The organism is Hafnia alvei, assembly GCF_900095695.1.
GTDB classification, from domain to species: Bacteria; Pseudomonadota; Gammaproteobacteria; order Enterobacterales; family Enterobacteriaceae; genus Hafnia; species Hafnia alvei_B.
The window spans coordinates 15,732-41,663 of record NZ_FMIQ01000032.1; the positions used below are offsets into that span (position 1 = coordinate 15,732).

The window sequence follows — 25,932 nt, forward strand, 5'->3', positions numbered from 1 at the left end:
GAGGAAATGACAACATGTGCGGTATTGTCGGTATCGCCGGTTTTACACCGGTAAACCAGTCGATTTATGATGCGTTAACGGTGCTTCAACACCGTGGGCAAGATGCCGCAGGCATCGTCACTATTGATGCCAATAATGGCTTCCGTTTGCGTAAGGCGAACGGTTTGGTGAAAGATGTGTTTGAAGCACGGCATATGTTACGCCTGCAAGGCAATATGGGTATCGGCCACGTGCGTTACCCAACGGCAGGCAGTTCTAGCGCATCCGAGGCGCAGCCGTTTTATGTCAACTCCCCATTCGGTATTACTTTGGCGCACAATGGTAATCTGACCAATGCGCACGAGCTTAAGCAGAAACTGTTTGAGCGTGCGCGTCGCCACGTCAATACCACGTCTGATTCTGAAATTCTGCTGAATATCTTTGCTCACGAGCTGGATCGTTTTGATCACTATCCGCTGGAGTCCGATAACGTGTTTGCTGCCGTGGCGGCAACGCACCAGCAGATCCGCGGCGCTTACGCCTGCGTGCTGATGATCATTGGCCACGGTATGGTCGCTTTCCGCGATCCAAACGGCATTCGCCCCTTGGTGATTGGTAAGCGTGATTTAGAAGATGGCCGTGTTGAGTACATGGTGGCTTCTGAGAGCGTGGCCTTGGATACCTTGGGCTTTGAGTTCATCCGTGACGTTGCACCGGGTGAAGCGATTTATGTCACTGAAAAAGGGCAGCTGTTTACCCGCCAGTGTGCAGATAATCCGAAGAGTAATCCTTGCCTGTTTGAGTATGTGTACTTTGCTCGCCCAGACTCCTTTATCGACAAAATTTCCGTTTACAGCGCTCGTGTGCGCATGGGGCAGAAATTAGGCGCGAAAATCGCCCGTGAGTGGGAAGATCTGGATATCGACGTCGTTATTCCAATCCCTGAAACGTCGTGTGATATCGCGTTGGAGATTGCACGTATTCTGGAAAAACCGTACCGCCAAGGGTTTGTCAAAAACCGCTACGTGGGACGCACGTTTATCATGCCGGGTCAGCAGGAACGCCGCAAATCAGTGCGTCGTAAATTGAATGCGAACCGCGCAGAGTTCCGTGATAAAAACGTGCTTCTGGTTGATGATTCGATCGTGCGCGGCACCACATCACAGCAAATTATGGAAATGGCGCGTGATGCAGGCGCAAAGAAAGTTTATTTAGCCTCTGCGGCACCTGAAATTCGTTTCCCTAACGTGTATGGCATTGATATGCCAAATGCGAATGAGCTGATTGCCCATGGCCGTGAAGTGAGTGAAATTGCCAAAATCATCGGCGCCGATGGTTTGATTTTCCAAGATCTCGACGATCTAATCGAAGCGGTACGTGAAGAAAATCCAGATATCGAACAGTTTGAATGCTCGGTATTTAACGGGATTTACGTGACGAAAGATGTGGATCAGGGCTATCTGGATTACCTGCAGTCCCTGCGCAGCGACGACGCAAAAGCGATTCGCGGTCAGGAAGAGGCAGAGAATCTTGAGATGCATAACGAAGGGTAATTGCTACTGTAAGCAGAGTTAGGGTTTTGCATCCGATTCTTAGTTGCTGCTCGCATTTACTTGCATTGACAGCGCGATAGCTGGCTCATAAATTAGAAATACACTAATACCCCGCATGAAGAAATTTACGTTGAAGTAGATTTTCATCATGCGGGCTTTTTTTTTGCCTTGTCATAGTCCCAATATGGGATATAGTTCACTTGTCCTAAAATGGGACATCATGGATGTTATAATGCGGATAATCGCAATTGGGTGTTTGAAATCGTTTTGGGAACGGTATCCTGAGGTCGAGCAGCCGTTAAGGTCATGGATTGATGAGGTAAAAAACTCTGAATGGACAATGCCAAGTGATATTAAGCGCCTCTATTCGACGGCCAGCGTACTGAAAGGTCGCCGAGTTGTTTTCAATATCAAAGGGAATGAATATCGTTTAGTCGTTGCTATTGCCTATCAGTACCAGTCAATTTATATCAAATTTATCGGCACACATCGGCAATATGATGCAGTTGATGCTAACAGTGTAGAAATGGAGTGGTAGATGAATATTCGCCCCATCCGTAATGAACAAGATTACAAAGCTGCGTTGAAAGAGGTATCGCCCCTTTTTGATAATCCTCCAAAACCGAACACGCCTGAAGGGGATAGTTTTGACGTTATGCTTACTCTGATAGAAGCATATGAGTCTAAACATTTTCCAGTTGATCTTCCCGATCCTGTTGAAGCAATCAAGTTTCGCATGGAGCAATCTGGTTTGACAGTTCGCGATCTGACTGCGGCGATTGGCAACCCAAATCGAGTGTACGAAGTATTAAATCGTAAACGTAATTTAACGTTACCGATGATCCGACGGTTACACACGCTGTTTGGCATTCCTGCCGAATGCCTGATTAAATCTGCAAAAGTAGGCCAACACTCATGAAACGTTTAATTATCGGTATCTCTGGTGCCAGTGGTGCAATCTACGGTGTACGTTTACTGGAAGTGCTGCAGGGTGTGCCTGATATCGAAACTCACCTCATCATGAGTAATGCCGCTCGTCAGACGTTGGCATTGGAAACCGACCTGCAGCTGCGGGACGTACAGAATTTAGCCGATGTAGTGCACGATTCGCGTGATATTGCCGCCAGCATTTCATCGGGATCGTTCAAAACGGCGGGTATGGTTATTCTGCCTTGTTCAATGAAAACGCTGTCGGGTATTGTTCATAGCTATACGGACAATCTGCTAACCCGTGCAGCCGACGTAGTGTTGAAAGAACATCGTCGTTTAGTGCTTTGTGTGCGAGAGACGCCATTGCATCTGGGGCATTTGAGAATGATGACGACCGCTGCCGAATTAGGCGCGATTGTTATGCCACCGGTCCCCGCGTTCTATCATCGCCCGCAAACGCTGCAAGACATTATCGATCAAACCGTTAATCGCGTTATCGATCAGTTCGATATTGAAATGCCTGAAGATCTGTTTACCCGCTGGGACGGTGGACATAAATAGTAGTAACACCCGTGCAACATTAGTGCATTTTTGCAACATTGATCACCTTTGGTGCATAAAGTCTGTTTTTCCCCCTCTTGAACCTGTCGTTTTGCTATTGCTGCTCTATCTTTGCTAAAGCGAGGCAGAGTAGCCCATTTCTCTGAAGCCTGTTATACCGCGTAGTTCTGCATATTCTCAGCGCCGTTTGTGCAGAACGTTTCGTCGCGGAATACGGGATGGCATGAAACCTGCTAAAGATTTCAATGCACGCCTCGCTTGCAAACCTATAACAATTTTAAGTCTAACCATTGAGTTCGACACGCTGCATCACGGTGATGCAGTCAACATAAAACATCACGACCATAAACCGTTTTCTTGAGGGTAGAGTATGAAGAAGCACGTCCTAGCGGTATCTCTGTTTTTGGCGATGGTAGGTTCTTCCAGCGTGTTTGCTGCGGTTCCCGATCACATCCGTGTGGGTACCGATCCAACCTATGCGCCGTTTTCCTCTAAAAATCCGCAAGGCCAGCTGGTTGGGTTTGATATTGATTTGGCTAAAGAGCTGTGCAAGCGAATCAATACCCAATGCACTTTCGTGGAAAGCGATTTTGACGCGCTGATCCCTTCACTGAAAGCCAAAAAAATCGACACCATCATTTCGTCCCTGTCGATTACCGAAAAGCGCCAGAAAGAAATCGCCTTCACTGAAAAACTCTACGCGGCAGATTCTCGCCTCGTAGCAGCTAAAGGCTCGCCGATTCAGCCAACGTTGGACTCTCTTAAAGGTAAGCACGTAGGCGTATTGCAAGGCTCGACGCAGGAAACCTATGCCAACCAGCATTGGCGTCCGCAAGGCGTTGATGTGGTGCCTTATCAAAATCAGGATTTAATTTACGCTGATTTGGCCGCAGGCCGAATTGATGCCGCGTTTCAGGATGAAGTTGCTGCGAGCGAAGGTTTCCTGAAACAGCCAGTCGGTAAGGATTATGCGTTTGCCGGACCGTCGGTAAAAGATAACGCCATTTTTGGCGTGGGTACCGGAATGGGTCTGCGTAAAGATGAAACTGAACTGAAAGTTGCCTTGGATAAAGCGTTTGATTCAATGCGTAAAGATGGCACCTACGATAAGTTCGCCAAAAAGTATTTTGATTTTAACGTTTACGGCGGTTAATCCGAGGTCAGGCACCCACCGCTTTGAGGCGGGTGCCTGTGGGTTAAGTGGTACGCTATGAAATGGCAGGTTGAATAATGCTACAAGGCTACTCCCAACTTATTCTTAATGGTGCCCTCGTTACGCTGGAACTGGCCGTGAGCTCGGTGCTGCTTGCCGTTGCGATCGGTTTAATTGGGGCCGCCGCCAAGCTCTCTCGTTCATCCGTCCTTGCGACGATCTTTGAAGGTTACACCACGCTGATCCGCGGCGTTCCCGATCTGGTGTTAATGCTGCTGATCTTCTACGGCCTACAGATGATGTTAAACCAGCTGACTGATTTATTGGGCTGGTCGCAGTTTAATATCGATCCGCTGGTCGCTGGCGTGATCACGCTGGGTTTTATCTATGGTGCCTATTTTACCGAAACTTTTCGCGGCGCATTTATGGCGGTGCCAAAAGGTCAGATAGAAGCGGCTACGTCACTTGGTTTTTCCAGCAGCAAGATTTTTCGACGCATTTTGTTTCCCGCGATGATGCGGTATGCCCTGCCGGGGATTGGTAATAACTGGCAGGTGATCCTGAAAGCGACAGCGTTGGTTTCATTACTTGGCTTAGATGATTTGGTGAAAGCTACTCAGATTGCAGGTAAGGGGACTTGGCAGCCGTTTTACTTCGCCATTGTGGCTGGCGTTGTCTATCTGCTGTTTACCACGCTGTCGAATGGCGTGCTGTTGTTGCTTGAGAAGCGTTATTCAGCGGGCGTGAGAAGGGCCGAGCTATGAATGAGATTATTCATGAGTATTGGAAATCATTGCTCTGGACCGATGGTTTTCGTTTTACCGGGATCGCCATCACGCTGTGGTTGTTGATTGTCTCGGTGGTGATGGGGGGCGTGCTTGCCGTCTTGCTTTCCGTGGCGCGAGTCTCACCGAATCGCTGGATTTCAACGCCGGTTTGGTGTTTTACATGGGGGTTTCGTGGCACACCGCTGTATGTTCAGCTGTTGGTTTTTTATTCAGGCATGTACACGCTGGAGATTGTGAAAGGAACCGAACTGTTGAACGCGTTTTTCCGTAGCGGGCTTAACTGTACGCTGCTGGCATTAACCTTGAATACCTGTGCCTATACCACTGAAATCTTCGCCGGAGCGATCCGTGCGGTACCTCATGGGGAAATCGAAGCTGCCAATGCTTATGGATTCTCGCGTTTTAAACTCTATCGCTGCATCATTTTGCCATCGGCATTACGCACGGCGTTACCCGCGTACAGCAATGAAGTGATTCTGATGTTGCATTCGACGGCGCTGGCGTTTACTGCCACGGTGCCGGACTTGCTGAAAGTGGCGCGGGATATTAACTCTGCAACCTATCAGCCATTTACCGCGTTCGGCATTGCCGCAGTGTTGTACCTGACTATTTCTTATGTGCTCATTCGGTTGTTTCGTAAAGCGGAAAAACGCTGGATGGCGCACGTAAATCCCTCGTTAACTCACTGAGCTGCCGTTTATGAACCCAATAAAACTTAACGTTATCGAATTGCATAAACGCTATGGCGATCATGAAGTGCTTAAGGGCGTGTCGCTGACCGCTCAGGCAGGCGATGTGATTAGCATTATCGGATCTTCCGGATCGGGGAAAAGCACGTTTTTACGCTGCATTAATTTTTTGGAAAAACCCAGCGAAGGATCGATTGCCATCAACGGTACTGATATCGGCTTAGTGAGAGATACGGACGGTCAATTAAAAGTGGGTGATAAAAAGCAGCTGCGATTGCTGCGTACACGTTTGACGATGGTATTCCAGCATTTCAATCTGTGGAGCCATATGACGGTGTTAGAAAACGTGATGGAAGCGCCGATTCAAGTGCTTGGTCTGAGTAAATCAGAGGCACGCGAGCGAGCTATCCGCTATCTGGAAAAAGTAGGGATTGATGAAAGAGCACGAGGTAAATACCCCATCAATCTTTCTGGTGGCCAGCAACAGCGCGTGTCCATCGCCCGTGCATTAGCGATGGAACCTGAGGTGCTGTTGTTTGATGAGCCGACGTCTGCGCTCGACCCGGAACTGGTTGGTGAGGTGTTGCGTATTATGCAAAAGCTGGCCGAAGAGGGGAAAACGATGGTGGTTGTGACGCATGAAATGGGCTTTGCCCGTAATGTTTCTAGCCACGTCATCTTTTTGCATCAGGGCGTGATTGAAGAACAGGGGCCACCGGAGTTGGTATTTGGCAGTCCGAAGAGTACGAGGCTGCAGCAGTTTTTGTCGGGGGCAATGAAGTAGGGGGCGGATTTCAGCGATTGTTTATATGGTTAAGGTGAAAGGTTTCGTATGCTTATGACATCCAGGCTCTTTTATGTAATAGCTGTGAAAGGTTTTGTACGCCTGTGAACATTCGCGTTTTTATGAAACTGTTGGCGTAGGCGTCCGACGAAAGGTTGCTGGCGCGCAACCTCTCGACTCTCGCGCTTTTTACCGAGTTGTTTGGCCGACCGGTTTCGGAGCGCACGTCCTGTGCGCCCTCAACCTGCCGCCAGCGTCCCTGCTGGCGGCTCTAAAATGCATTCCATCCAACAAGGGAAAGATAAAAGATAATTTAGTCTCTTTGTCTCTTTGTCTCTTTGTCTCTTTGTCTCTTTGTCTTTTTAATGGTTTAAGTCTTGGTAGTGAGAGCAGTGAAAACAGGATGTTTTCACGAGGGGAGGAGGCGCCAAGGATGGCGCATGCCGACCCGGTGCGGAAATGGCATCTCGGGTAAAAGCGCGAGGATTGAAGGGGCGCGCGCTGGCGCCCCTCATCGGTCGCCTACAACTCAGTTCATATATGAATGCCGTTATGGAAAGGCGGACGAAACCTTACACGAAGGTTACATACACACTTGGCAGACGAAACCTTACACGAAGGCTGCATACTCGCTAGCGAATAAAATCTTTCCCCTACTTAAAACTCCTTCCCCAACACATTTCTCAACGCATCTTCCAGTTCAAAATATCTGAACCCAAACCCAGCTTCTTCCAGCCTTTTGGGAATAGCTCGCTGTCCACTGAGGACCAGTACGCTGGCTTCACCCATGAGGGTTTTTATTGCAAACGCAGGGGTACGCACCACCGTAGGGCGGCCTAAAATCTCGCCTAGCGTGGCGATAAATTGTTCATTGTGAACGGGATAGGGCGAAGTCATGTTGAACGGACCGTTGAGCGTTGGACACTCCAACAAGTAGAGAATGGCGTTGACCATGTCATCAATGTGGATCCACGGCATATATTGCCGACCATTGCCCATTTCGCCACCTAAACCGAGGCGGAAAAGAGGAAGCATTTTACTTAATGCGCCACCGTCTGAGGCCAGAACGATTCCGGTGCGCATCAGGCAGACGCGCGTTTTGTCGCTGGAGGCCTGTAACGCAATGCCTTCCCAACGCGCGCAGAGATCGTGGGTAAACTCATGATGTGGGGTATCTTCTTCGGTGACTAACGCTTCACCTTGGTCGCCATAATATCCCACGGCCGAACCGGAAAGCAGCGATGAAGGCGGCGTGGCGCTGTTATGAATCAGTTCGACAAGGCGTTCGGTAATATCCCAGCGGCTATGGCAAAGACGCTGTTTCTGCTCTTCCGTCCAGCGTTTATCCGCGATAGGCTCACCGGCCAGATTAATCACGGCGTCGTAGCCATCCAGCGTTGAAAGCGCTTCCAAAGATGTTACGTAGTGAACGTTATCGCCGAGCTTTTCCCTCGCTTTCTGCGGATCGCGGGTTAAAACCGTGAGCTCGTGGTGCAGCGTCAGCAGACGTTGGCAAAGAGGTTTGCCGATAAGCCCCGTTCCGCCAGTGATAAAAATACGCATAAGCCTTCTCCAAGATCAGGGATATGTCTATCACCCTTGATATAACACGAGTTATTTAGGGTATATGTCGCTATTCATTAGCCTTGCGGTAACGCATGGTCATCGAGACAGAATCTGCATAGCGCAGGGCGTAAAGCTTATCGACCTCTACTTCAGCATAGGTGACCCAGTGGTGTTCACAAGCGATGTTGAGGACATCCTGAGTTAATTTTTCCAGCAGCGCGAAACGATGATCCTCAACGTGTGCAATGATACGTTTCGTTATCGTACGATAGTTGAGCGCATCGGCGATATTCTCGCTTTTCCGCGCCTGCTCTGCTGGGTAATGGATCACAACGTTGATAACAACGTCTTGTTTATTCTTGATTTCTTCTTCGTTTATCCCAATGAAAGTGCGCAGCCGCAGGTTTTTAATACGAATAATGGCATCAGGCTGTAAAAAGCTCATAGGGTGTCCTTATCAAATGCGATGTCGCATTCAGCATACAGGGAAAGCATTACGATGATAATAGAGAAGAAGTGGCCAGCATCAGCTGGCCTATATCGATTAGTCTTGCGGCAAACTGTAGGCTTTCTTCGTTGCAGGACGGGCTGAGATGCGTTCAAACCAGTTACGTACGGCAGGAAAATCCTCTAAATCGATGCGTTGGCGGGCATGTGGAACTACCCACGGATAAATCGCCATGTCCGCGATGCTGTATTCATCACCCGATACATAGGCATGCTTTTTCAACTGCTTGTCGAGAACGGTATAGAGGCGTTTAGTTTCAACCTGATACCGTTCAATTGCATAGGGAACGGGCTGTGGCGCGTAGTGATTGAAGTGGTGGTTTTGCCCCAGCATTGGGCCAAAGCCGCCGACTTGCCAGAATAACCATTGTAGCGTGGCCGCGCGTGAACGTAATTCTTGGCTCATGAAACGGCCCGTTTTCTCAGCGAGATAAAGCAGTATTTCACCTGATTCAAACAGGCTCAGCGGTACGCCACCATCTACAGGCTGTCGGTCTACAATGGCTGGGATTTTGTTGTTAGGGGAGATGGCTAAAAACTCAGGTTTAAACTGATCGCCAGCGCCGATGTCGATGCGATGAATTTGATAGGCTAGGCCAGATTCTTCGAGGAAAAGAGTAATTTTATGGCCGTTTGGTGTCGGTGCGTAATACAGGTCGATCATGATGTCTCCCAGAAAAATCAAGCGGTAAGAGGAAGCTTATCTCTCTGACTATAGTCCAAAAGGCTCGGTGGTGAAAGCGGTGATGTTGCAAAAATGTATAATTCAGACTGAGTGAAATATCACCTGAACAGGGGTAACTTCAGCGCTGCAAAAATACACAAACGTGTAATACTGAGATTCCAATGACTGCCAAGTGTCGACAGGAGAGAAGATGAGCCAGCCGAAAATTACGCTGTATTCTGATAGCAACTTTTTCAGTCCGTATGTGATGTCTGTTTATGTGGCGTTAAAAGAAAAGGGAGTTAGATTTGAACTTGAGCCGGTTAATTTAGCTAAGAGTGAAAACCAGCAGGAGGCGTATGCCGAGCTCTCATTAACGCGCAGAGTGCCGACGCTGTTACATGAAAATTTCTCTCTTTCTGAGTCTTCGGCTATCACTGAATACCTTGATGAAGTTTTCGCTGCGCCTGACTTTGCTTCTCTTTATCCAAGAGATAAGCAAAAAAGAGCCAAGGCGCGCGAAATCCAAGCGTGGCTGCGCAGCGATTTAATGCCAATTCGACAAGAGCGCTCCACCGAAGTTATTTTTGCCGGGCTCAAACCGCCCGCGTTGAGCCTAGAAGGCGAATATGCGGCAGCCAAGCTAATTGCAGGGGTTGAGCGATTGTTGATTGAAGGACATCAGAACTTATTCGGAGAATGGTGCATTGCGGATACGGACTTAGCTTTAATGCTAAATCGTTTGGTGATGGCGGGGGATCCTGTGCCAGAACGTATCGCGGACTATGCGCATTTCCAATGGCAACGCGCATCAGTGTGCCAATGGCTGGCCTTATCGGCGGCAAAGCGGCGTTAAAAGCAGCAACTAATGAAGCAATCAGGTTAAAAGTAGGCAAACAATGCGTTGTATGCTGGCGGGCGATGATAGCCATCGTTACACTATGGCCATTCGCTACACTATGGGCATTTGTAACGCCATAGGGATTATTCTTATTTAACGAGAACCGTATATGAAGCTGATGTTTGCCTCTGATATCCATGGATCTCTCACCACGACCCAGCGCGTGCTTGAGTTGTTTGAACAAAGCGAAAGCCAGTGGCTGATTATTCTGGGAGATGTGCTCAATCACGGCCCACGAAATCCGCTACCTGAAGGCTATAACCCGCCGCAGGTTGCAGAGCAGCTAAATAAGTTTGCTGACAAGATCATCGCAGTTCGCGGCAATTGCGATAGTGAAGTCGATCAGATGCTGCTGAAATTCCCGATGATGGCGCCTTGGCAGCAAATTTTGCTCGATAATCAAAGATTGTTTTTAACCCATGGTCACCTTTATCATCCAGCGGAGTTACCACCATTAAGCCCAAAAGATGTGCTGGTCTACGGACACACGCATCTACCGGTGGCAGAACAACGCGGTGATATCTACTGCTTCAATCCAGGCTCTGTTAGCTTACCCAAAGGTGGGCATGTGCCTAGTTTTGGGATATTTGAAAACGGGGTCTTAAAAGTGTGCGCCCTGTACGGTACAGAGATACTGGCAGAAGTCGTAATCGACTGATTATTTATGGCATTTTCGGTAGGATCTGCTTTCACCGCTGTAGCGTCTACAGATGTGAACCATAAAGCAGGTGCGATGAACAAACCGCGTACAGCAGTACGCTAAGAAAAAGGTTTCAGAGGATGGTGGAACAAACGCTCAACACCGAGTTGGAGTGGGTTGATATTGTTGATGAAAACAATGATGTCATCGCGCAATCAACTCGCGCGCAGATGCGCGCGCAATGTCTGCGTCACCGTGCAACCTATATTGTGGTTCACAATGGAATGGGGCAGATCCTGGTTCAGAAACGCACTGATAACAAAGATTTTTACCCTGGATGGCTCGATGCTACCGCCGGCGGCGTGGTGCAAAGTGGTGAAAATATGTTGGAGTCAGCGCGCCGAGAAGCAGAAGAGGAGCTTGGCATTGCAGGCGTTCCCTTTGCCGATCACGGTATGTTCTATTTTGAACAAGACAACTGCCGCGTATGGGGTGGGCTGTTTAGCTGTGTTTCTCACGGCCCGTTTGCGCTACAGGAAGAAGAGGTTGAGTCGGTTCGCTGGATGACCCCAGAGGAAATCACGGCGGAGTGCGATAGCTTTACCCCTGATTCACTGAAGGCGCTCTCTTTGTGGATGACGCGTAATAGCGATAAACACTACCAGCCGATGTGTATCCAAAAAACCACATCATCGGCGAAAGCGCCTAGCGAATCTGAAGCGGAAAACGGTGTGCCGCAGAACGAAAGCGAAGAGTAGCGATTCCAGTACTGTCAGCTTAGCAACTGCTCCGTTTGCATAACACTGAGCTGACAGGAATAGTGACTCTGGTTGCTTGCTGATTCAGGCGCGCCAATAGGGCGTTGGCGGCCTGAATACCAATCTCTTTAAAAGGTACGGCGGTTGTGGTTAACGGCGGCTGACATACCTGACTCACATCCCGATTACCGAAACCCACAACGGCTAGCTGGCTTGGTATACGGATATGCCTTCTTTGGCATTCATACAATACTCCGCAGGCTAATTCGTCAGACGCACAGATCAGCGCATCAATTTCTGGCCAAGCCAGAATAAATTCGGGTAACAGGTTTGCGCCGGTTGAGAAATTGGCGGGTTCAGCAGCGTTAATAACCCGATGCGGTGAGAAATGGCTACGCAACAGCGCCTGATGCCAGCCATGAAGGTGCTGCTGAAATACCCACGGCTCTTGATTCGCACAGAGTAAGCCAATGTTTTCATATCCTCGCTCGATGACATAGCGTGTCAGGTTAAACATCGCGTCGGCATAATCTATCCCAATATTGATATCGATGGGATCTTCGCGCATGGCGCCGATTTCAACCACCGGAATTTCTGCATTTTTCAGCCATTGACGGGTGTTATCGCTTTGCTCGGTGCTAAGTAGCACCACCGCGGCAAGGCTGGCCGAAAGCAGGTTTTCTAGCATGTTGGCTTCGCGCTCTTCATCTCGTTGGGATTCTGAGAGTGTCAGTTGGAATCCTGCCGGTTGTAATACGCTTTGTAGCCCAGCCAGCATTTGAGCGCAGCCTGCTTCGGTAAACGAGGGAACCACCACCGAAATAGTGCGGCCAGCCCCAGACGCTAGAGCGCTGGCGGCAAGATTTGGCACGTAGCCCAGTTCGCTAACGGCAGACTCAATTTTTTCTCTTAGCTTGTCCGATACCTGATCGGGCGTGCGTAGAGCACGTGATACGGTCATTGAACCAACACCAGCATGGCGGGCTACATCGGCCAGCGTGACTCTGCCGGTACTACGTCGTTTTTTAATAATGGACATGCTTGTTCCTAACGGAGCCTAGGCTGCAATGGCGCTATTTTAGCTAAAAAAAGAGATTAATCATAAAACTACTACAGGCTTTGGTAGCGATATTGCCATGTACTTAGCGTTATGAGATATACGTCATCTCTGTTCATAGATTAAGCATCTATTTTTGATAGCGCTATCACAAATCTAACAGATAGCGTTTTTGGTAGCGCTATCTTTAAAGGTATCGTCTCTTTACACCACCCCATTTGCTGATAATCAATGGTCAAAATGGCCGGCAGTTAGGGTTATCAACAGAGGTCATCCGCTTAGGAGAGACAATGCTGAATACTTGGTTAACTGATGACACCATACAAATTCGCGAAAGTGTGGATACGTGGCAAGAGGCTGTGAGGCTCAGCGCCCAGCCGTTATTACAAAAAGGTATTATTACTCCCGATTACCTTGCCGCTATTTATCTGCAACATGAAAAGCTGGGTCCCTATTATGTTTTAGCTCCGGGTATTGCGATGCCGCATGCAAGGCCAGAAGAAGGTGCCAAGTCTTTAGGACTTTCATTGCTGAGCGTGAAACAAGATGTTTTATTCTATTCCGCTGACAATGATCCGGTTAATTTAATTGTGATGCTCTCAGCGCCTGACAGCCACAGCCATATTGAATTGATTTCTCATCTGGCAGAGTTTTTCTCAGATGATGATGCGGTAAAAAAAATTCACAATGCCGCTACGCGAGAGGAGATTAAATCTATCATCGAGAAATTTTAAGAGCTATTTAAATCAATAACCCCATAAAAATAACAGGATTCCCTGTGGGATCTCTGTGTTTAAAAACTCACCGAGGATTGAATAATGAAGATTATGGCGATATGTGGTTCAGGTTTGGGCAGTAGTTTTATGGTGGAAATGAATATTAAAAAAGTGCTTAAGAAAATTGGCGTTGAGGCTGATGTTGAGCACTCCGACCTTTCATCGGCTATTCCCAGCGAAGCCGACTTGTTTGTAATGGCGAAGGATATTGCTGCCAGTGCCAGCATCCCAGATAACCAGCTAATTGTTATTACCAATATTATTGATATTAATGAACTTGAAAAAAAGCTACGGGCTTATTTCAATAAATAAAATAATCGACAACTTCTCTTAGATAATTAGCGAGGCGGATATGTTTATCCAAGAAACGCTGAAGTTCATCGTTGATATATTAAAAGTTCCTGCAGTTCTCGTCGGTATTATTGCTCTTGTTGGTTTATTGGCTCAGAAAAAATCTTTCAGCGATGTTGTGAAAGGAACCGTAAAAACTATTCTAGGTTTTATTGTTTTAGGCGGTGGTGCTGGCGTTCTTGTCAGCTCACTCAACCCATTGGGAGGTATGTTTGAGCATGCCTTTAATATTCAGGGCATCATTCCTAATAATGAAGCGATAGTCTCTATTGCATTAGAAAAATATGGCGCTGCGACTGCGCTAATCATGGCATTTGGTATGGTTGCCAATATTGTGGTGGCACGCTTTACCAAGCTTAAGTACATATTCTTAACCGGACACCACACGTTTTATATGGCGTGCATGATCGGCATTATATTGACCGTCGCCGGATTTGAAGGTGTGCAATTAGTCTTTACGGGGGCATTAACGCTCGGTTTAGTTATGGCCTTTTTCCCTGCTTTGGCGCAGCGATATATGCGTAAAATCACTGGCAATGACGATATCGCTTTTGGCCATTTTGGCACATTAGGCTATATCCTTTCCGGCTGGATTGGTGGACGCGTGGGTAAAGGATCGCGCTCAACCGAAGAGATGAATCTGCCTAAAAACCTTAGCTTCTTACGCGACAGTTCCATCTCCATCTCTCTGACCATGATGGTGATTTACCTGATTATGGCGGTGAGCGCAGGCTCTGATTTCGTCGAAGCCACCTATAGCGCCGGCCAAAACTATTTGGTCTATTCCATCATTATGGCGATTACCTTTGCGGCTGGCGTATTCATTATTCTGCAAGGCGTTCGCTTAATTTTGGCTGAAATCGTTCCTGCATTTACAGGTTTTTCTGAGCGTTTAGTCCCCAATGCACGTCCTGCGCTTGATTGCCCCGTGGTTTACCCTTACGCCCCAAACGCAGTATTGATTGGTTTCCTATTTAGTTTCCTCGGCGGGCTGGTGGGGCTGTTCCTCTTAGGCCAATTTAATCTGGTGCTGATTTTACCAGGCGTTGTTCCTCACTTCTTTACGGGGGCAACGGCAGGGGTCTTCGGCAATGCCACCGGTGGCCGCCGTGGTGCCATGATCGGCGCATTTGCTAATGGCCTGCTGATTACCTTCCTGCCGGTTCTATTGTTGCCAGTTCTAGGCGCGCTCGGTTTTGCCAATACCACGTTCTCGGACGCCGATTTTGGCGGCATTGGTATTGTGCTAGGCAACATGGCGCGCTTTATGAATAAAGACATGATTATGGCCGTCATTATCGCGATATTCGTAGCGCTGGTGGCACATAACTACTTCTTCTCACGCAAGAGCTCTCCATCCACCTCCGCTAATGGCGCCAATAAATAAGGGGTAACTATGCTTAACCTGAAAGAGGTTCAACGCTACGCAACAGAAATTCGCGTAGAAACCTTAAAAGCGTTAACGAATCTGGGCTTTGGTCACTACGGTGGCTCAATGTCGGTGGTTGAAACGTTGGCGGTATTGTATGGCACAGTGATGAAGGTTGATCCTGCTCAGCCACAGTGGCCTGAGCGCGATAATTTTGTGCTGTCTAAAGGGCATGCAGGGCCCGCGTTATATAGTGCTTTGGCGTTAAAAGGCTATTTCCCTCGTGAAGAGTTAGCCACGCTAAACGAAAATGGAACCCATTTCCCCAGTCATCCCGACCGTTTGCTAACTCGTGGCGTTGATGCGACGACCGGCTCGTTAGGGCAGGGTGTTTCAATTGCGACAGGGATGGCGCTGGCACATCAGCTGGCAGGACGTAAAAACCGCGTATTCTGTATTTTGGGCGACGGCGAATTGAATGAAGGTCAGTGCTGGGAAGCTTTCCAGTTTATCGCCCACCATAATCTGAATAACCTGACGCTGTTTATTGACTACAACAAGCAGCAGCTGGATGGCACCTTAGATGAGGTCATCAAGCCATTCGATCTCAACGCGAAATTTAGCGCATTCGGCTTTGATGTGCTCAGCGTGAAAGGCGACGATATTGCCGCTATTTACGAGGCCATTGCTCCTGTCCGAAGCGGCGAACAGCGCCCGCAAGTGGTACTTCTCGACAGCATCAAAGGTCAGGGCGTTCCGTATATTGAGCAACTGCCCAATTCACATCACCTGCGCCTAACTGACCATATTAAAGCGGAAATGCAGCAAGCGATCGCAACACTGGAGGCAACGCTATGATCCATGAATTCCTGCCGTTACAGAAAGATAAAATGGAAATGCGCAAGGTTTATGCCCAGGCGATGCGCGATCAGTTCATCGCGAATACGCCGGTAATAGCGCTAGAAGCTGATTTGATGAGCTCTATGGCCATGGACAGCGTTCACCGCGATTTCCCCCATCAGGTTATTAACTGTGGAATTATGGAGGCCAACGTTATCGGTACTGCGGCAGGCCTCTCTTTAGCCGGACGCGTTCCGTTTGTGCATACTTTCACTGCTTTCGCTAGTCGCCGCTGTTTTGATCAGCTGTTTATGTCGGTTGATTATCAAAAAAATAATGTGAAGGTGATTGCATCGGATGCTGGCGTCAGCGCTTGCCATAACGGCGGAACTCATATGTCTTTTGAAGATATGGGGATTGTGCGTGGTCTTGCCCACTCCGTGGTGATGGAGATGACGGATGCCACGATGTTCCAAAACATTCTACGCCAACTGGTGGATTTAAAAGGTTTTCACTGGGTGAGAACCATCCGTAAGCAGGCATACACCATTTATCCTGACGGTACAGAATTCACCATTGGCAAAGGCAAGGTTTTACAAGATGGCAAAGATATCACGCTGATTGCCAATGGGATTATGGTGGCTGAAGCTCTGCAAGCGGCACAAGTGCTTGCTCAGCAAGGTTACAGCGCTGCGGTTATAGACATGTTTACGCTTAAGCCTATCGATAAAGATCTGATTATTGAATACGCTGCGAAAACAGGGCGAATCGTTACCTGTGAAAACCATAGCATTCATAACGGGCTTGGTTCAGCCGTGGCAGAAGTGCTGGTGGAAAACCATCCGGTGCCGATGCGACGCGTTGGAGTAAAAGAACGCTATGGACAGGTGGGGACACAGGATTTCCTGATGCAAGAATATGAACTGACGGCGGAGGATATTGTGAAACAGGCGATGGAGTTGCTTAAAAAGAGCCGATAGTTTGCTTTGAAAGTATGATGTAAAAACAAATGCCATATATTATGGCATTTGTTTTTTAGGTGCAGGGCCTACTATGCTGCCGTGCCAATTTTGTCTTTATTTATTATCTGATTAACATCACTTTTAAGTTTCGATATATTTTCTTTAGTTATGATATCGACAATATCTTGATTGCTTAGCAATTTATTAACGTCATTGACGACCTCAGCATACTCTGAACCTTCACCTGTATTTTTCAATTCAAAGTGTGGGACGATCGATTTCCCTGGCGACAAGCGATAAAGGCTTATCATCAAAGATAATGACAGACATGGTATTAAACATGCTGTGAATGTAAATTTTGAAGTCATGATCTTTGTGTACCTCATAATCATGGAATATTTCATCAAAAATGTTAATCAGCTTGCGTTGATAATACTCAGAGTCGCTTTTCCCATTCTTTCTATTCAGCAAGTTTATAAATTCAGATCTAGGGTCAAGCAGTACTAGGTTGGTTTCCTTGCCAGGTATATTGAGTCTTTTCTTAAAAATAGCAGAGTTTGCGCTAATGAATGATTTACCATCATTCATCACTACGGTTAATTTTTTACTGTTAATGATTTTATCTTGATAAGTATCGAGCTCAAAGGAATCGGATATATTTTCAATACCCCGTTCTTTCATTTTTAAGTAGATAGGTATTTTTTTGCCGATGATCTCTTCAAAATATTTGTCGCCGCGGCTGACATAAATATATTCATATACGCACATAACAAGACCGGTGGCAAAGACGGAGATAGCGATAGTTTTAATTAACTCCTCTAATGGTAGCTTGGCAATGAATGCATAAGCAACTAGAGATATGAGAGAGATAAAAAGTAATACAAACAAGCGAATGTACTTCTGAATCCTTTGTGTAGTCATTAGACAATTTAACTCCATATTTATTAGCAGTGTTAATCAATGCTAACAAAAAAATATGATAAAACTTTGAGCTAGTTTGCATAATGAAAGAGCAATTAAATTTTAGGAATTTGTATTTTCAGGAGCAAGGTGCATATGAAGGGAATAGAAATAAAAAAGGCTCCCAATTAGGAGCCTTTTGAACGCGTAATCAGAGATTACTTAGCAGCATCGGCAGCTTGTGCAGCCTGAATCGCCGTCAGAGCAACGGTGTAGACGATATCGTCTACCAGCGCGCCACGGGACAGGTCGTTAACCGGCTTACGCATGCCTTGCAGCATTGGCCCGATAGAGACCAGGTCAGCAGAACGCTGTACCGCTTTGTAAGTGGTGTTACCGGTGTTCAGGTCTGGGAAGATGAACACGGTTGCTTTGCCTGCAACTGGGGAGTTAGGCGCTTTAGACTTAGCCACGTCAGCCATGATAGCCGCATCATACTGCAGCGGGCCATCGATGATCAGGTCAGGGCGTTTTTCCTGAGCCAGACGTGTTGCTTCGCGAACTTTCTCAACGTCGCTACCTGCACCAGAGTTACCGGTTGAGTAAGAGATCATGGCTACGCGAGGTTCGATACCGAATGCAGCGGCAGAGTCTGCAGACTGGATAGCGATTTCAGACAGCTGTTCTGCGGTTGGGTCTGGGTTGATCGCGCAGTCGCCATAAACCAGAACCTGATCAGGCAGCAGCATGAAGAACACAGAAGATACCAAAGAGCTGCCCGGTGCAGTTTTGATCAGCTGCAACGGTGGGCGAATGGTGTTAGCCGTGGTGTGAACCGCACCAGAAACCAAACCGTCAACCTGGTTTTGTTCCAGCATCAGCGTGCCCAGAACAACGTTGTCTTCCAACTGTTCGCGAGCAACAACTTCGGTCATGCCTTTGCTTTTACGCAGTTCAACCAGACGTGGAACGTATTGCTCACGTACCACGTTTGGATCAACGATTTCGATGCCTTTACCCAGAACAACGCCCTGAGCCGCTGCAACGCGCTGGATTTCTTCTGGGTTACCCAGCAGAACACATTCAGCGATGCCGCGTTCAGCACAGATAGCCGCTGCTTTAACGGTACGTGGCTCGTCACCTTCTGGCAGAACAACGCGTTTGCATGCTTTACGCGCCAGCTCGGTCAGTTCGTAACGGAACGCCGGAGGAGACAGGCGACGTGAACGCTCAGAAGCCGCAGACAGGGAATCAATCCACTTGCTGTCAATGTGGCTTGCGACGTAGTTTTGCAGTTTCTCAACGCGCTGATGGTCGTCAGCAGGAACTTCCAGATTGAAGCTCTGCAGGCTCAGCGAGGTTTGCCACGTGTTGGTGTCCACCATGAAGACTGGCAGGCCGGTCTGGAATGCACGTTCGCACAGCTTAGCGATGCGCTCGTCCATATCGTAACCGCCGGTCAGCAGGATCGCGCCGATTTCCACGCCGTTCATTGCAGCCAGACAAGCGGCAACCAGAACGTCAGGACGGTCAGCAGAAGTCACCAGCAGTGAACCCGGACGGAAATGTTCCAGCATGTGAGGAATGCTGCGTGCGCAGAAGGTCACAGACTTGATACGACGCGTTTTGATGTCGCCTTCATTCACGATACGTGCTTTCAGGTGATTCGCCATATCGATTGCACGTGTGGCAATCAGTTCGAAGCTCCATGGCACACAGCCCAGAACTGGCAGTGGGCTATTAGCAACCAGCTGTGCAGTATCCAGATTGGCAATGCTTGCTTTGTTGGAATCATCGAAGATTTCAGACAGGTCTGGGCGAGTACGGCCCTGATCGTCAACCGGTGCATTCAGCTTGTTGATGATAACGCCGGTGATATTTTTGTTTTTGCTGCCACCGAAGCTAGAACGAGCCAGTTCGATACGCTCTTTAACCTGAGAAGCGGAGTCGTTGCCCAGCGCCATAACGAAGACGATTTCAGCGTTCAGGGTTTTGGCGATTTCGTAGTTCAACGCGTTAGCAAACTGGTGCTTACGGGTTGGAACCAGGCCTTCAACCAGAACAACTTCTGCGTCTTTGGTATTTTCGTGGTAACGAGCAACGATTTCTTCCATCAACACGTCCTGCTGGTTAGAGCTCAGCAGCGTTTCAACGTGAGACATGCGCAGCGGTTCAGCGGCAGGAATAGAAGAGTTAGCGCGGATAATGGTGGTGGTCTGATCTAAAGAATCGCCGCCAGTGCGTGGCTGTGCGATAGGTTTGAAGACGCTCAGACGAACACCTTTTTGCTCCATAGAGCGAATGACACCCAAGCTAACGCTGGTCAGGCCAACGCTGGTGCTGGTGGGGATCAGCATAATTGTACGTGACACGATAAAACCTCTTTACGGTTGTTCAACAGGCCGAACGAACGACGGTTGGTACAGCGCGGTGAACTTGGTCGGATAGTTTATCCCCGTCGCCTTTCAAGATGCAGGGGGGTTGGCTGCACTCATTCACCCGAATCACTTACTTATGTAAGCTCATCGGGATTCATTCGATTGCCGCCTACCTGCATCATGAAATACTTGGGTATATAAGCCGTTTAAATAACACCGCCAGCCTTGGCTGACGGTGTTGAGATGCGTCTTATGCAGTCAGACGAGAGGCGTCTTGTGCAATAACCAACTCTTCGTTGGTTGGGATAACCACGGCCAGACGGCTGCCATCTTTAGTGATGGTGCCAGATTTGCCGAAGCGTGCAGCCAGGTTGCGTTCGTGATCGATTTCGAAGCCCAGCAGACCCAGTTTGTCCAGAGTCAGTTCACGTACCATCGCTGCGTTTTCACCGATGCCGCCGGTAAATACGACTGCGTCCAGACGACCGTCCATCAGCGCAGTGTAAGCACCGATGTATTTAGCCAGACGGTGGCAGAATACGTCCATTGCGCGCTTAGCGTCAGCTTTGGTTTCGTAGTTATCTTCAACATAACGGCAGTCGCTGGTGACTTCGGTCAGACCCAACAGGCCAGATTCTTTGGTCAGCAGTTTGTTGATTTGCTCAACGCTCATACCCAGAGAGTCATGCAGGTGGAAGATGATAGCTGGGTCGATATCGCCAGAGCGAGTCCCCATTACCAGACCTTCCAGCGGAGTCAGACCCATAGAGGTGTCAACACATTTACCGTTACGAACCGCAGTAACAGAACCACCGTTGCCCAGATGGCAAGTGATCACGTTCAGTTCTTCAACTGGCTTGTTCAGCATTTTCGCTGCTTCTTGGCTAACGAAGAAGTGGCTGGTGCCGTGTGCGCCATAGCGACGTACACCGTGGTCTTTGTACAGGCTGTACGGCAGGGCGTACAGGTAAGACTCTTCCGGCATAGTGGTATGGAAAGCAGTATCAAATACAGCAACGTTTTTGTCTTTCAGGTTAGGGAAAGATTTGTACGCTTCAGCGATACCGATCAGGTGCGCAGGGTTGTGCAGAGGCGCAAACGGGATCGCATCTTTAATACCTTGCAGTACTTCATCAGTAATCAGCGCTGATTCAGTAAATTTCTCGCCGCCGTGCACGATACGGTGACCGATAGCGGTCAAAGATGCAGACAGTTCAGGCTTCTGTGCCAGAATAGTATTAACGATGAAGTTCAGGGCTTCGCTATGAGCAGCGCCAGCGCCTAAGGCTTCTTCGTGCTTAGCGCCGTCCATTTTCCATTTAATACGGGCTTCAGGCAGGCTGAAACATTCTGCTAAACCAGACAGGTGTTCTTCACCGTTGGCTGCGTTGATGATAGCGAATTTCAGTGATGAACTGCCGCAGTTAAGAACCAGTACCAGCTTCGACATGGAAGTACCTACTTGTTATGCGTGGTTAGAAATTGAGTCAATCAGACATTAAGCGTAGCGTAATATGTCGTCGACATTTATGATTAACATCATGCGTAGTGTTAATTCGTCATGATGAAGAACATCGCATTAAAAAACCGCGGTGCTCAAAAAAGCATTGCGTTGCCGGCAAGGTTTTCGCCAGACGCTGTCAGATTGTACAGGGTCTTAATGCTGAAAACTTAGCTTTAAGAAGCAGTCGTTAATGAAACACTTTATTAACGTTGTTTTTGCTTCTACAGGCCTCAAGGCCGCGCTAGGATACCGATTGCGGATGCCAAAAACAAAATAAATTTAAGACCGCTAAGTATACGTTGTGATTTTACACTGTTTTTTGATTTTTTATAAATGAAGTTGAGGTTCCTATGACATCTAAGCCAACCGGCCACGTAGGGTGGTTCCAGATTTTTCAACGCGGCCAGACATATATGAAGACGTGGCCGAGTGATAAACGCTTGGCACCGATGTTTCCTGAAAATCGTATTGCGAAGGTGACGCGCTTTGCCGTGCGCTTCATGCCGCCGATCGCTATTTTTACGTTAACTTGGCAGATTGCGTTGGGCGGCCAGCTTGGCCCTGCGATTGCCACGGCGCTGTTTGCCTGCAGTTTGCCGATGCAAGGGCTTTGGTGGTTAGGTAAACGTTCTGTGACGCCGTTGCCGCCAACCTTATTGCAGTGGTTTCATGAAATTCGCGCCAAGCTGGTGGAAGCAGGAAAAGCACAGGCTCCGGTGGAAGGAACGCCAACCTATCAGTCACTGGCCGATGTTTTGCAGCGCGCATTTAAACAGCTAGATAAAACGTTTTTGGATGATATTTAAACGATGGAGGCGTGTGTTTTTGCTCGTTTGAGTTATCGATTTGTAGCAAAAACACACTTCTTTTGCTAAAAAAATACCCAGCTAGCAATTTACAGCAGTTTCTCATTCATGAAACCCCGTTCCAAATCAAAAAAGTGATGTTCAGCACTATTTAGAATGTCAGGCTTATGCCATGCTGCGAAACATACAGTTCACCTTTTACATGACTTGACCCCGGCCTAGGTTCGACCTTCGCCGCTCGATGAGGATATCAAAGATGGAAATGACTAACGCGCAACGCCTGATTCTTTCTAACCAATACAAGATGATGACCATGATGGATCCGGATAACGCCGAGCGTTATCGTCGTTTACAAACCATCATCGAACGCGGTTTTGGTCTGCAGATGCGCGAACTCGATCGTGATTTTGGCGAGCTGAGCGAAGATACCTGTCGCACGATTATCAATATTATGGAAATGCACCATGCACTGCAGGTGTCTTTCAATAATTTAAAAGAAAAACAAGATATTGAGCCTCGTCGTCTTGAGTTCTTGGGCTTTGATGCGGCAACGGAATCGCGCTATCTCAGCTATGTGCGCTTTATGGTGGGTACTGAAGGGCGTTACACTCACTTCGATTCAGGTACGCATGGATTCAATGCCCAGACCAAAATGTGGGATAAATACCAGCGTATGCTGTCAATCTGGCAATCATGCCCGCGCCAGTATCATCTGAGCGCAGTGGAGATTGCACAAATTATTAACGCGTAAAACAGAGGAATGCCTGTGAAGTGCAAAGGTTTTTTGTTTGATTTGGATGGAACACTGGTGGATTCGCTGCCGGTCGTTGAACGCTCGTGGGTAAACTGGGCGAAACGTCAGGGCGTGGACCCACAGGAGGTTCTGGATTTTATCCACGGCAAACAAGCCATCACCTCGCTGCGGCATTTTATGTCTGGTGAGAGCGAAGATCGTATTCAACAAGAATATGATTGGTTGGAAGAAATTGAATCACGCGATACGGATGGCGTTACCGCGTTGCCCGGAGCGAAAGCGTTGCTGGATCGCTTAGATGAGCTCAACATTCCATGGGCGATCGTCACATCAGGATCGATTCCCGTGGCCTACGCCCGCCGCGCTGCAGGCCAGCTGCCAAAGCCGGATGTGTTTATCACGGCGGAGCAGGTTGCTCGCGGTAAACCTGAGCCTGATGCTTATCTACTGGGTGCGCAAAAACTGGGTCTGGCGGTGAGTGATTGCGTGGTTGTTGAAGACGCCGCGGCAGGGATCCTTTCTGGGCTGTCGGCGGGCTGTCAGGTGATCGCGGTTAATGCACCTCAGGATGCACCTAAGCTGGATTTGGTCGATCTCAACCTGACTTCGCTAACGCAAATAGGCGTTGAGAAGGAAGGGGATTACGTGGTAATCCATGCGTTATAAAGAGTAATTGATCTAAATATGATTAAGCCCCGTGATTACGGGGCTTTTTTTATGGCATTCTTAAGCTGTTTCTATCCCATGCCATCGGTATTGCAGTCCATCAATGTGGCCTCTGGCGTACAAAGTTTACCGGAGTAAATTCACAAAGGGAGATGTCGTGAACGGCGAATTATTGTGGGTTTTGACGTTATTGCTGATTGCCATTGTTCTTTTTGCTACCAACAAGTTACGCATGGATGTCGTAGCATTGCTGATCATTATTGCCTTTGTGCTCAGTGGAACACTGTCACTGAGTGAAGCAACCGCCGGATTTAGCGATCCCAACGTTATTTTGATTGCTGCATTATTCGTTATTGGTGACGGCCTTGTTCGCACCGGTGTTGCCTATCAGGTTGGCGATTGGCTGGTGAAGGTCGCGGGCGACAGCGAAGCTAAAATGCTCGTTTTGCTGATGATCACCGTTGCCGCATTGGGGGCGGTGATGAGCTCGACGGGGGTGGTGGCCATATTCATTCCGGTGGTGCTCAGCGTGGCCGCACGGATGAAAATATCACCGGCACGTTTATTGATGCCCCTGAGTTTTGCTGGACTGATTAGCGGCATGATGACGCTGGTTGCGACGCCGCCAAACATGATCGTCAGCAGTGAATTAGTTCGTGAAGGATTTCATGGCTTAAGCTTCTTTAGCGTGACTCCGGTGGGGATTATCGTTTTGCTGATGGGCGTGGGCTACATGCTGGTGGCGAGAAATTGGCTGGCGAGTGGCAAGGATGACAACGATAAAGATAGCTGGAAACGCCGTACCTTCCGCGATCTTATTCGTGATTACAAACTCACAGGGCGAGCTCGTCGTTTGGCTTTGCGCAGTGGTTCACCGCTCATCGGCCATACGCTAGATGAGCTGCATTTGCGTAGCCGCTATGGCGCTAACGTGGTGGGAATTGAGCGCTGGCGTAAATTCCGTCGCGTGATGGTGAGTGCGATCGGTAATACCGAGCTGAAAGATCGTGATGTGTTGCTGATTGATATGTCAGATTCAGAAGTGGATTTACGCGAATTTTGTGCCGAACAGATGCTTGAGCCTATGGTACTGCGCGGCGAGTATTTTTCTGAACAGGCACGTGACGTTGGCATGGCTGAAGTCACGATTGTGCCGGATTCCGATCTGATTGGAAAAACGCTGAGTGAAATGGCGTTCCGTACTCGCTATGGGCTTAATGTTGTCGGTATCCGCCGCGATGGCGTGCCGATGGAAGGTAAATTGGTGAATGACCCCCTCCAGCTGGGTGACATTCTACTGGTTATTGGTAATTGGAAGCAGATACGCCAGCTCCAGCTTCAACCTCGCGATTTCATTGTGTTGCATCTTCCGGCAGAAGTAGATGACGTCGCTCCGGCGATAAGTCAGGCGCCGCACGCGTTATTTTGTCTGGCGTTGATGATTGCCATGATGTTGACGGATGAAGTGCCTAACGCCATTGCTGCGCTGATTGCCTGCATGTTAATGGGCAAATTTCGCTGCATTGATATGGAAAGCGCCTATAAATCTATCCACTGGCCAAGCCTGATACTGATCGTGGGAATGCTGCCGTTTGCTTTGGCTTTACAAAAAACCGGCGGCATTACGCTGGCGGTTGATGTGCTGATGGATTTAGTCGGCGGCATGGGGCCAAGGATTGTGCTGTTGAGCCTGTTTGTATTCTGCGCGGTGACGGGGCTGTTTATTTCCAACACGGCAACCGCGGTGCTGATGGCACCGATAGCCATTGCAACGGCCCATGCTATGCATCTTTCGCCATATCCGTTTGCCATGATCGTGGCTATATCCGCGTCGGCAGCGTTTATGACGCCGGTATCTTCACCGGTGAATACGCTAGTGATGGGGCCGGGGAATTACAGCTTTGGTGATTTCGTCAAAATTGGGGTGCCGTTCACTATCTTGGTGATGATTGCCAGCGTGATTGTGGTGCCGTGGTTGTTTCCGTTTTGATGGGGAATTTTGTATGCATAAGGTGTTGAGTTAATCTCTTACTTAGATGCAGTGCATATTACGTCCGCCTAAAATACCGAGTCTTGCATATACATCGTGCAGGCGG

27 protein-coding genes are annotated in these 25,932 nt (G+C 48.4%); 20 read left to right on the forward strand and 7 right to left on the reverse strand.

Annotated elements, in window-relative coordinates; all coding sequences use genetic code 11:
• The first annotated feature begins 14 nt into the window (after positions 1-14).
• From purF to hisP, 8 genes are all read left to right on the forward strand, one after another.
• Positions 15-1,532, forward strand: a complete 1,518-nt coding sequence (gene purF, locus BN1044_RS09410; RefSeq protein WP_046457594.1) for an amidophosphoribosyltransferase — start codon at positions 15-17, stop codon at positions 1,530-1,532.
• A 232-nt stretch (positions 1,533-1,764) separates the two neighbouring features.
• Complete coding sequence (locus BN1044_RS09415) at positions 1,765-2,070, forward strand: type II toxin-antitoxin system HigB family toxin (RefSeq protein ID WP_072308476.1); 306 nt, start codon at positions 1,765-1,767, stop codon at positions 2,068-2,070.
• Positions 2,071-2,451, forward strand: a complete 381-nt coding sequence (locus BN1044_RS09420; RefSeq protein ID WP_072308451.1) for a helix-turn-helix domain-containing protein — start codon at positions 2,071-2,073, stop codon at positions 2,449-2,451. It begins immediately after the preceding gene.
• On the forward strand, positions 2,448-3,023 hold the full coding sequence (locus BN1044_RS09425) for a UbiX family flavin prenyltransferase (protein WP_072308452.1): 576 nt from the start codon (positions 2,448-2,450) through the stop codon (positions 3,021-3,023). Before BN1044_RS09420 ends, BN1044_RS09425 begins: the two co-directional genes overlap by 4 nt.
• Positions 3,024-3,393: 370 nt before the next feature.
• Positions 3,394-4,176 carry a histidine ABC transporter substrate-binding protein HisJ gene (gene hisJ, locus BN1044_RS09430; RefSeq protein WP_072308453.1) on the forward strand — a complete coding sequence of 261 codons (783 nt, stop codon included), beginning with the start codon at positions 3,394-3,396 and terminating at the stop codon, positions 4,174-4,176.
• A 77-nt stretch (positions 4,177-4,253) separates the two neighbouring features.
• The gene (hisQ, locus tag BN1044_RS09435) at positions 4,254-4,940 is read left to right on the forward strand and encodes a histidine ABC transporter permease HisQ (RefSeq protein ID WP_072308454.1); all 687 of its coding nucleotides are present in this window, start codon (positions 4,254-4,256) and stop codon (positions 4,938-4,940) included.
• Positions 4,937-5,653: an ABC transporter permease gene (locus BN1044_RS09440; protein WP_072308455.1), complete on the forward strand. Its 717-nt coding sequence runs from the start codon at positions 4,937-4,939 to the stop codon at positions 5,651-5,653. The genes hisQ and BN1044_RS09440 overlap by 4 nt, the downstream gene beginning before the upstream one ends.
• Before the next feature lie 10 nt (positions 5,654-5,663).
• Positions 5,664-6,437 carry a histidine ABC transporter ATP-binding protein HisP gene (gene hisP, locus BN1044_RS09445; protein ID WP_072308456.1) on the forward strand — a complete coding sequence of 258 codons (774 nt, stop codon included), beginning with the start codon at positions 5,664-5,666 and terminating at the stop codon, positions 6,435-6,437.
• Positions 6,438-7,094: 657 nt separating this feature from the next.
• Here hisP and BN1044_RS09450 read toward each other — a convergent pair.
• The 3 genes from BN1044_RS09450 to yfcG all read right to left on the reverse strand — a co-directional run bounded on the left by BN1044_RS09450 (position 7,095) and on the right by yfcG (position 9,174).
• On the reverse strand, positions 7,095-8,000 hold the full coding sequence (locus tag BN1044_RS09450) for a TIGR01777 family oxidoreductase (RefSeq protein ID WP_072308457.1): 906 nt from the start codon (positions 7,998-8,000) through the stop codon (positions 7,095-7,097).
• Between the two features lie 70 nt (positions 8,001-8,070).
• Complete coding sequence (folX, locus tag BN1044_RS09455; protein ID WP_072308458.1) at positions 8,071-8,448, reverse strand: dihydroneopterin triphosphate 2'-epimerase; 378 nt, start codon at positions 8,446-8,448, stop codon at positions 8,071-8,073.
• 99 nt (positions 8,449-8,547) lie between these two features.
• On the reverse strand, positions 8,548-9,174 hold the full coding sequence (gene yfcG / locus BN1044_RS09460; protein WP_072308459.1) for a GSH-dependent disulfide bond oxidoreductase: 627 nt from the start codon (positions 9,172-9,174) through the stop codon (positions 8,548-8,550).
• Positions 9,175-9,385: 211 nt separating this feature from the next.
• On the opposite strand from yfcG, the gene yfcF reads away from it, so the two are divergent.
• From yfcF to yfcD, 3 genes are all read left to right on the forward strand, one after another.
• On the forward strand, positions 9,386-10,030 hold the full coding sequence (gene yfcF, locus BN1044_RS09465) for a glutathione transferase (RefSeq protein WP_072308460.1): 645 nt from the start codon (positions 9,386-9,388) through the stop codon (positions 10,028-10,030).
• A gap of 154 nt (positions 10,031-10,184) precedes the next feature.
• Entirely contained in the window at positions 10,185-10,733 is a 549-nt protein-coding gene (yfcE, locus tag BN1044_RS09470; protein ID WP_072308461.1) for a phosphodiesterase, read from the forward strand.
• A 122-nt stretch (positions 10,734-10,855) separates the two neighbouring features.
• Positions 10,856-11,473 (forward strand): NUDIX hydrolase YfcD, encoded by a 618-nt coding sequence (gene yfcD / locus BN1044_RS09475; protein ID WP_072308462.1) that lies wholly within the window; start codon positions 10,856-10,858, stop codon positions 11,471-11,473.
• A gap of 19 nt (positions 11,474-11,492) precedes the next feature.
• Here the strand turns inward: yfcD and BN1044_RS09480 are convergent, their stop codons facing one another.
• Positions 11,493-12,512: a LacI family DNA-binding transcriptional regulator gene (locus tag BN1044_RS09480; protein ID WP_072308463.1), complete on the reverse strand. Its 1,020-nt coding sequence runs from the start codon at positions 12,510-12,512 to the stop codon at positions 11,493-11,495.
• Between the two features lie 308 nt (positions 12,513-12,820).
• Here BN1044_RS09480 and BN1044_RS09485 point away from each other — a divergent pair, with 308 nt between their 5' ends.
• From BN1044_RS09485 to BN1044_RS09505, 5 genes are all read left to right on the forward strand, one after another.
• Positions 12,821-13,264, forward strand: a complete 444-nt coding sequence (locus BN1044_RS09485; RefSeq protein ID WP_072308464.1) for a PTS sugar transporter subunit IIA — start codon at positions 12,821-12,823, stop codon at positions 13,262-13,264.
• An 84-nt stretch (positions 13,265-13,348) separates the two neighbouring features.
• A complete protein-coding gene (locus BN1044_RS09490) occupies positions 13,349-13,618 on the forward strand; it encodes a PTS sugar transporter subunit IIB (protein WP_072308465.1) in 270 nt (89 codons plus the stop codon).
• A gap of 40 nt (positions 13,619-13,658) precedes the next feature.
• Positions 13,659-15,044, forward strand: coding sequence for a PTS ascorbate transporter subunit IIC (locus BN1044_RS09495; RefSeq protein WP_072308466.1), 1,386 nt, complete (start codon positions 13,659-13,661; stop codon positions 15,042-15,044).
• 9 nt (positions 15,045-15,053) lie between these two features.
• Positions 15,054-15,884 carry a transketolase gene (locus BN1044_RS09500; protein ID WP_072308467.1) on the forward strand — a complete coding sequence of 277 codons (831 nt, stop codon included), beginning with the start codon at positions 15,054-15,056 and terminating at the stop codon, positions 15,882-15,884.
• Positions 15,881-16,846, forward strand: a complete 966-nt coding sequence (locus BN1044_RS09505) for a transketolase family protein (RefSeq protein ID WP_072308468.1) — start codon at positions 15,881-15,883, stop codon at positions 16,844-16,846. Before BN1044_RS09500 ends, BN1044_RS09505 begins: the two co-directional genes overlap by 4 nt.
• Before the next feature lie 240 nt (positions 16,847-17,086).
• Here BN1044_RS09505 and BN1044_RS09510 read toward each other — a convergent pair whose 3' ends face one another.
• From BN1044_RS09510 to ackA, 3 genes are all read right to left on the reverse strand, one after another.
• Positions 17,087-17,749: a hypothetical protein gene (locus BN1044_RS09510; protein WP_072308469.1), complete on the reverse strand. Its 663-nt coding sequence runs from the start codon at positions 17,747-17,749 to the stop codon at positions 17,087-17,089.
• 197 nt (positions 17,750-17,946) lie between these two features.
• Positions 17,947-20,100: a phosphate acetyltransferase gene (gene pta, locus BN1044_RS09515; protein WP_072308470.1), complete on the reverse strand. Its 2,154-nt coding sequence runs from the start codon at positions 20,098-20,100 to the stop codon at positions 17,947-17,949.
• A gap of 256 nt (positions 20,101-20,356) precedes the next feature.
• Positions 20,357-21,556 carry an acetate kinase gene (gene ackA, locus BN1044_RS09520; RefSeq protein WP_072308471.1) on the reverse strand — a complete coding sequence of 400 codons (1,200 nt, stop codon included), beginning with the start codon at positions 21,554-21,556 and terminating at the stop codon, positions 20,357-20,359.
• A 404-nt stretch (positions 21,557-21,960) separates the two neighbouring features.
• Between ackA and yfbV the strand changes: the two genes are divergently transcribed.
• The 4 genes from yfbV to BN1044_RS09540 all read left to right on the forward strand — a co-directional run bounded on the left by yfbV (position 21,961) and on the right by BN1044_RS09540 (position 25,826).
• The gene (gene yfbV / locus BN1044_RS09525; RefSeq protein WP_025797871.1) at positions 21,961-22,416 is read left to right on the forward strand and encodes a terminus macrodomain insulation protein YfbV; all 456 of its coding nucleotides are present in this window, start codon (positions 21,961-21,963) and stop codon (positions 22,414-22,416) included.
• Positions 22,417-22,672: 256 nt separating this feature from the next.
• Positions 22,673-23,167: a YfbU family protein gene (locus BN1044_RS09530; protein WP_072308472.1), complete on the forward strand. Its 495-nt coding sequence runs from the start codon at positions 22,673-22,675 to the stop codon at positions 23,165-23,167.
• A gap of 15 nt (positions 23,168-23,182) precedes the next feature.
• The gene (locus BN1044_RS09535) at positions 23,183-23,836 is read left to right on the forward strand and encodes a sugar phosphatase (RefSeq protein WP_072308477.1); all 654 of its coding nucleotides are present in this window, start codon (positions 23,183-23,185) and stop codon (positions 23,834-23,836) included.
• A 157-nt stretch (positions 23,837-23,993) separates the two neighbouring features.
• A complete protein-coding gene (locus BN1044_RS09540; RefSeq protein WP_072308473.1) occupies positions 23,994-25,826 on the forward strand; it encodes an SLC13 family permease in 1,833 nt (610 codons plus the stop codon).
• Positions 25,827-25,932: the final 106 nt, after the last annotated feature.

Excerpts from the sequence above, each read along its gene's own strand:
- purF (WP_046457594.1), top strand. The coding sequence starts at position 15 with ATGTGCGGTATTGTCGGTATCGCCGGTTTTACACCGGTAAACCAGTCG.
- BN1044_RS09415 (WP_072308476.1), top strand. The coding sequence starts at position 1,765 with ATGCGGATAATCGCAATTGGGTGTTTGAAATCGTTTTGGGAACGGTAT.
- BN1044_RS09420 (WP_072308451.1), top strand. The coding sequence starts at position 2,071 with ATGAATATTCGCCCCATCCGTAATGAACAAGATTACAAAGCTGCGTTG.
- BN1044_RS09425 (WP_072308452.1), top strand. The coding sequence starts at position 2,448 with ATGAAACGTTTAATTATCGGTATCTCTGGTGCCAGTGGTGCAATCTAC.
- hisJ (WP_072308453.1), top strand. The coding sequence starts at position 3,394 with ATGAAGAAGCACGTCCTAGCGGTATCTCTGTTTTTGGCGATGGTAGGT.
- hisQ (WP_072308454.1), top strand. The coding sequence starts at position 4,254 with ATGCTACAAGGCTACTCCCAACTTATTCTTAATGGTGCCCTCGTTACG.
- BN1044_RS09440 (WP_072308455.1), top strand. The coding sequence starts at position 4,937 with ATGAATGAGATTATTCATGAGTATTGGAAATCATTGCTCTGGACCGAT.
- hisP (WP_072308456.1), top strand. The coding sequence starts at position 5,664 with ATGAACCCAATAAAACTTAACGTTATCGAATTGCATAAACGCTATGGC.
- BN1044_RS09450 (WP_072308457.1), bottom strand. The coding sequence starts at position 8,000 with ATGCGTATTTTTATCACTGGCGGAACGGGGCTTATCGGCAAACCTCTT.
- folX (WP_072308458.1), bottom strand. The coding sequence starts at position 8,448 with ATGAGCTTTTTACAGCCTGATGCCATTATTCGTATTAAAAACCTGCGG.
- yfcG (WP_072308459.1), bottom strand. The coding sequence starts at position 9,174 with ATGATCGACCTGTATTACGCACCGACACCAAACGGCCATAAAATTACT.
- yfcF (WP_072308460.1), top strand. The coding sequence starts at position 9,386 with ATGAGCCAGCCGAAAATTACGCTGTATTCTGATAGCAACTTTTTCAGT.
- yfcE (WP_072308461.1), top strand. The coding sequence starts at position 10,185 with ATGAAGCTGATGTTTGCCTCTGATATCCATGGATCTCTCACCACGACC.
- yfcD (WP_072308462.1), top strand. The coding sequence starts at position 10,856 with ATGGTGGAACAAACGCTCAACACCGAGTTGGAGTGGGTTGATATTGTT.
- BN1044_RS09480 (WP_072308463.1), bottom strand. The coding sequence starts at position 12,512 with ATGTCCATTATTAAAAAACGACGTAGTACCGGCAGAGTCACGCTGGCC.
- BN1044_RS09485 (WP_072308464.1), top strand. The coding sequence starts at position 12,821 with ATGCTGAATACTTGGTTAACTGATGACACCATACAAATTCGCGAAAGT.
- BN1044_RS09490 (WP_072308465.1), top strand. The coding sequence starts at position 13,349 with ATGAAGATTATGGCGATATGTGGTTCAGGTTTGGGCAGTAGTTTTATG.
- BN1044_RS09495 (WP_072308466.1), top strand. The coding sequence starts at position 13,659 with ATGTTTATCCAAGAAACGCTGAAGTTCATCGTTGATATATTAAAAGTT.
- BN1044_RS09500 (WP_072308467.1), top strand. The coding sequence starts at position 15,054 with ATGCTTAACCTGAAAGAGGTTCAACGCTACGCAACAGAAATTCGCGTA.
- BN1044_RS09505 (WP_072308468.1), top strand. The coding sequence starts at position 15,881 with ATGATCCATGAATTCCTGCCGTTACAGAAAGATAAAATGGAAATGCGC.
- BN1044_RS09510 (WP_072308469.1), bottom strand. The coding sequence starts at position 17,749 with ATGACTACACAAAGGATTCAGAAGTACATTCGCTTGTTTGTATTACTT.
- ackA (WP_072308471.1), bottom strand. The coding sequence starts at position 21,556 with ATGTCGAAGCTGGTACTGGTTCTTAACTGCGGCAGTTCATCACTGAAA.
- yfbV (WP_025797871.1), top strand. The coding sequence starts at position 21,961 with ATGACATCTAAGCCAACCGGCCACGTAGGGTGGTTCCAGATTTTTCAA.
- BN1044_RS09530 (WP_072308472.1), top strand. The coding sequence starts at position 22,673 with ATGGAAATGACTAACGCGCAACGCCTGATTCTTTCTAACCAATACAAG.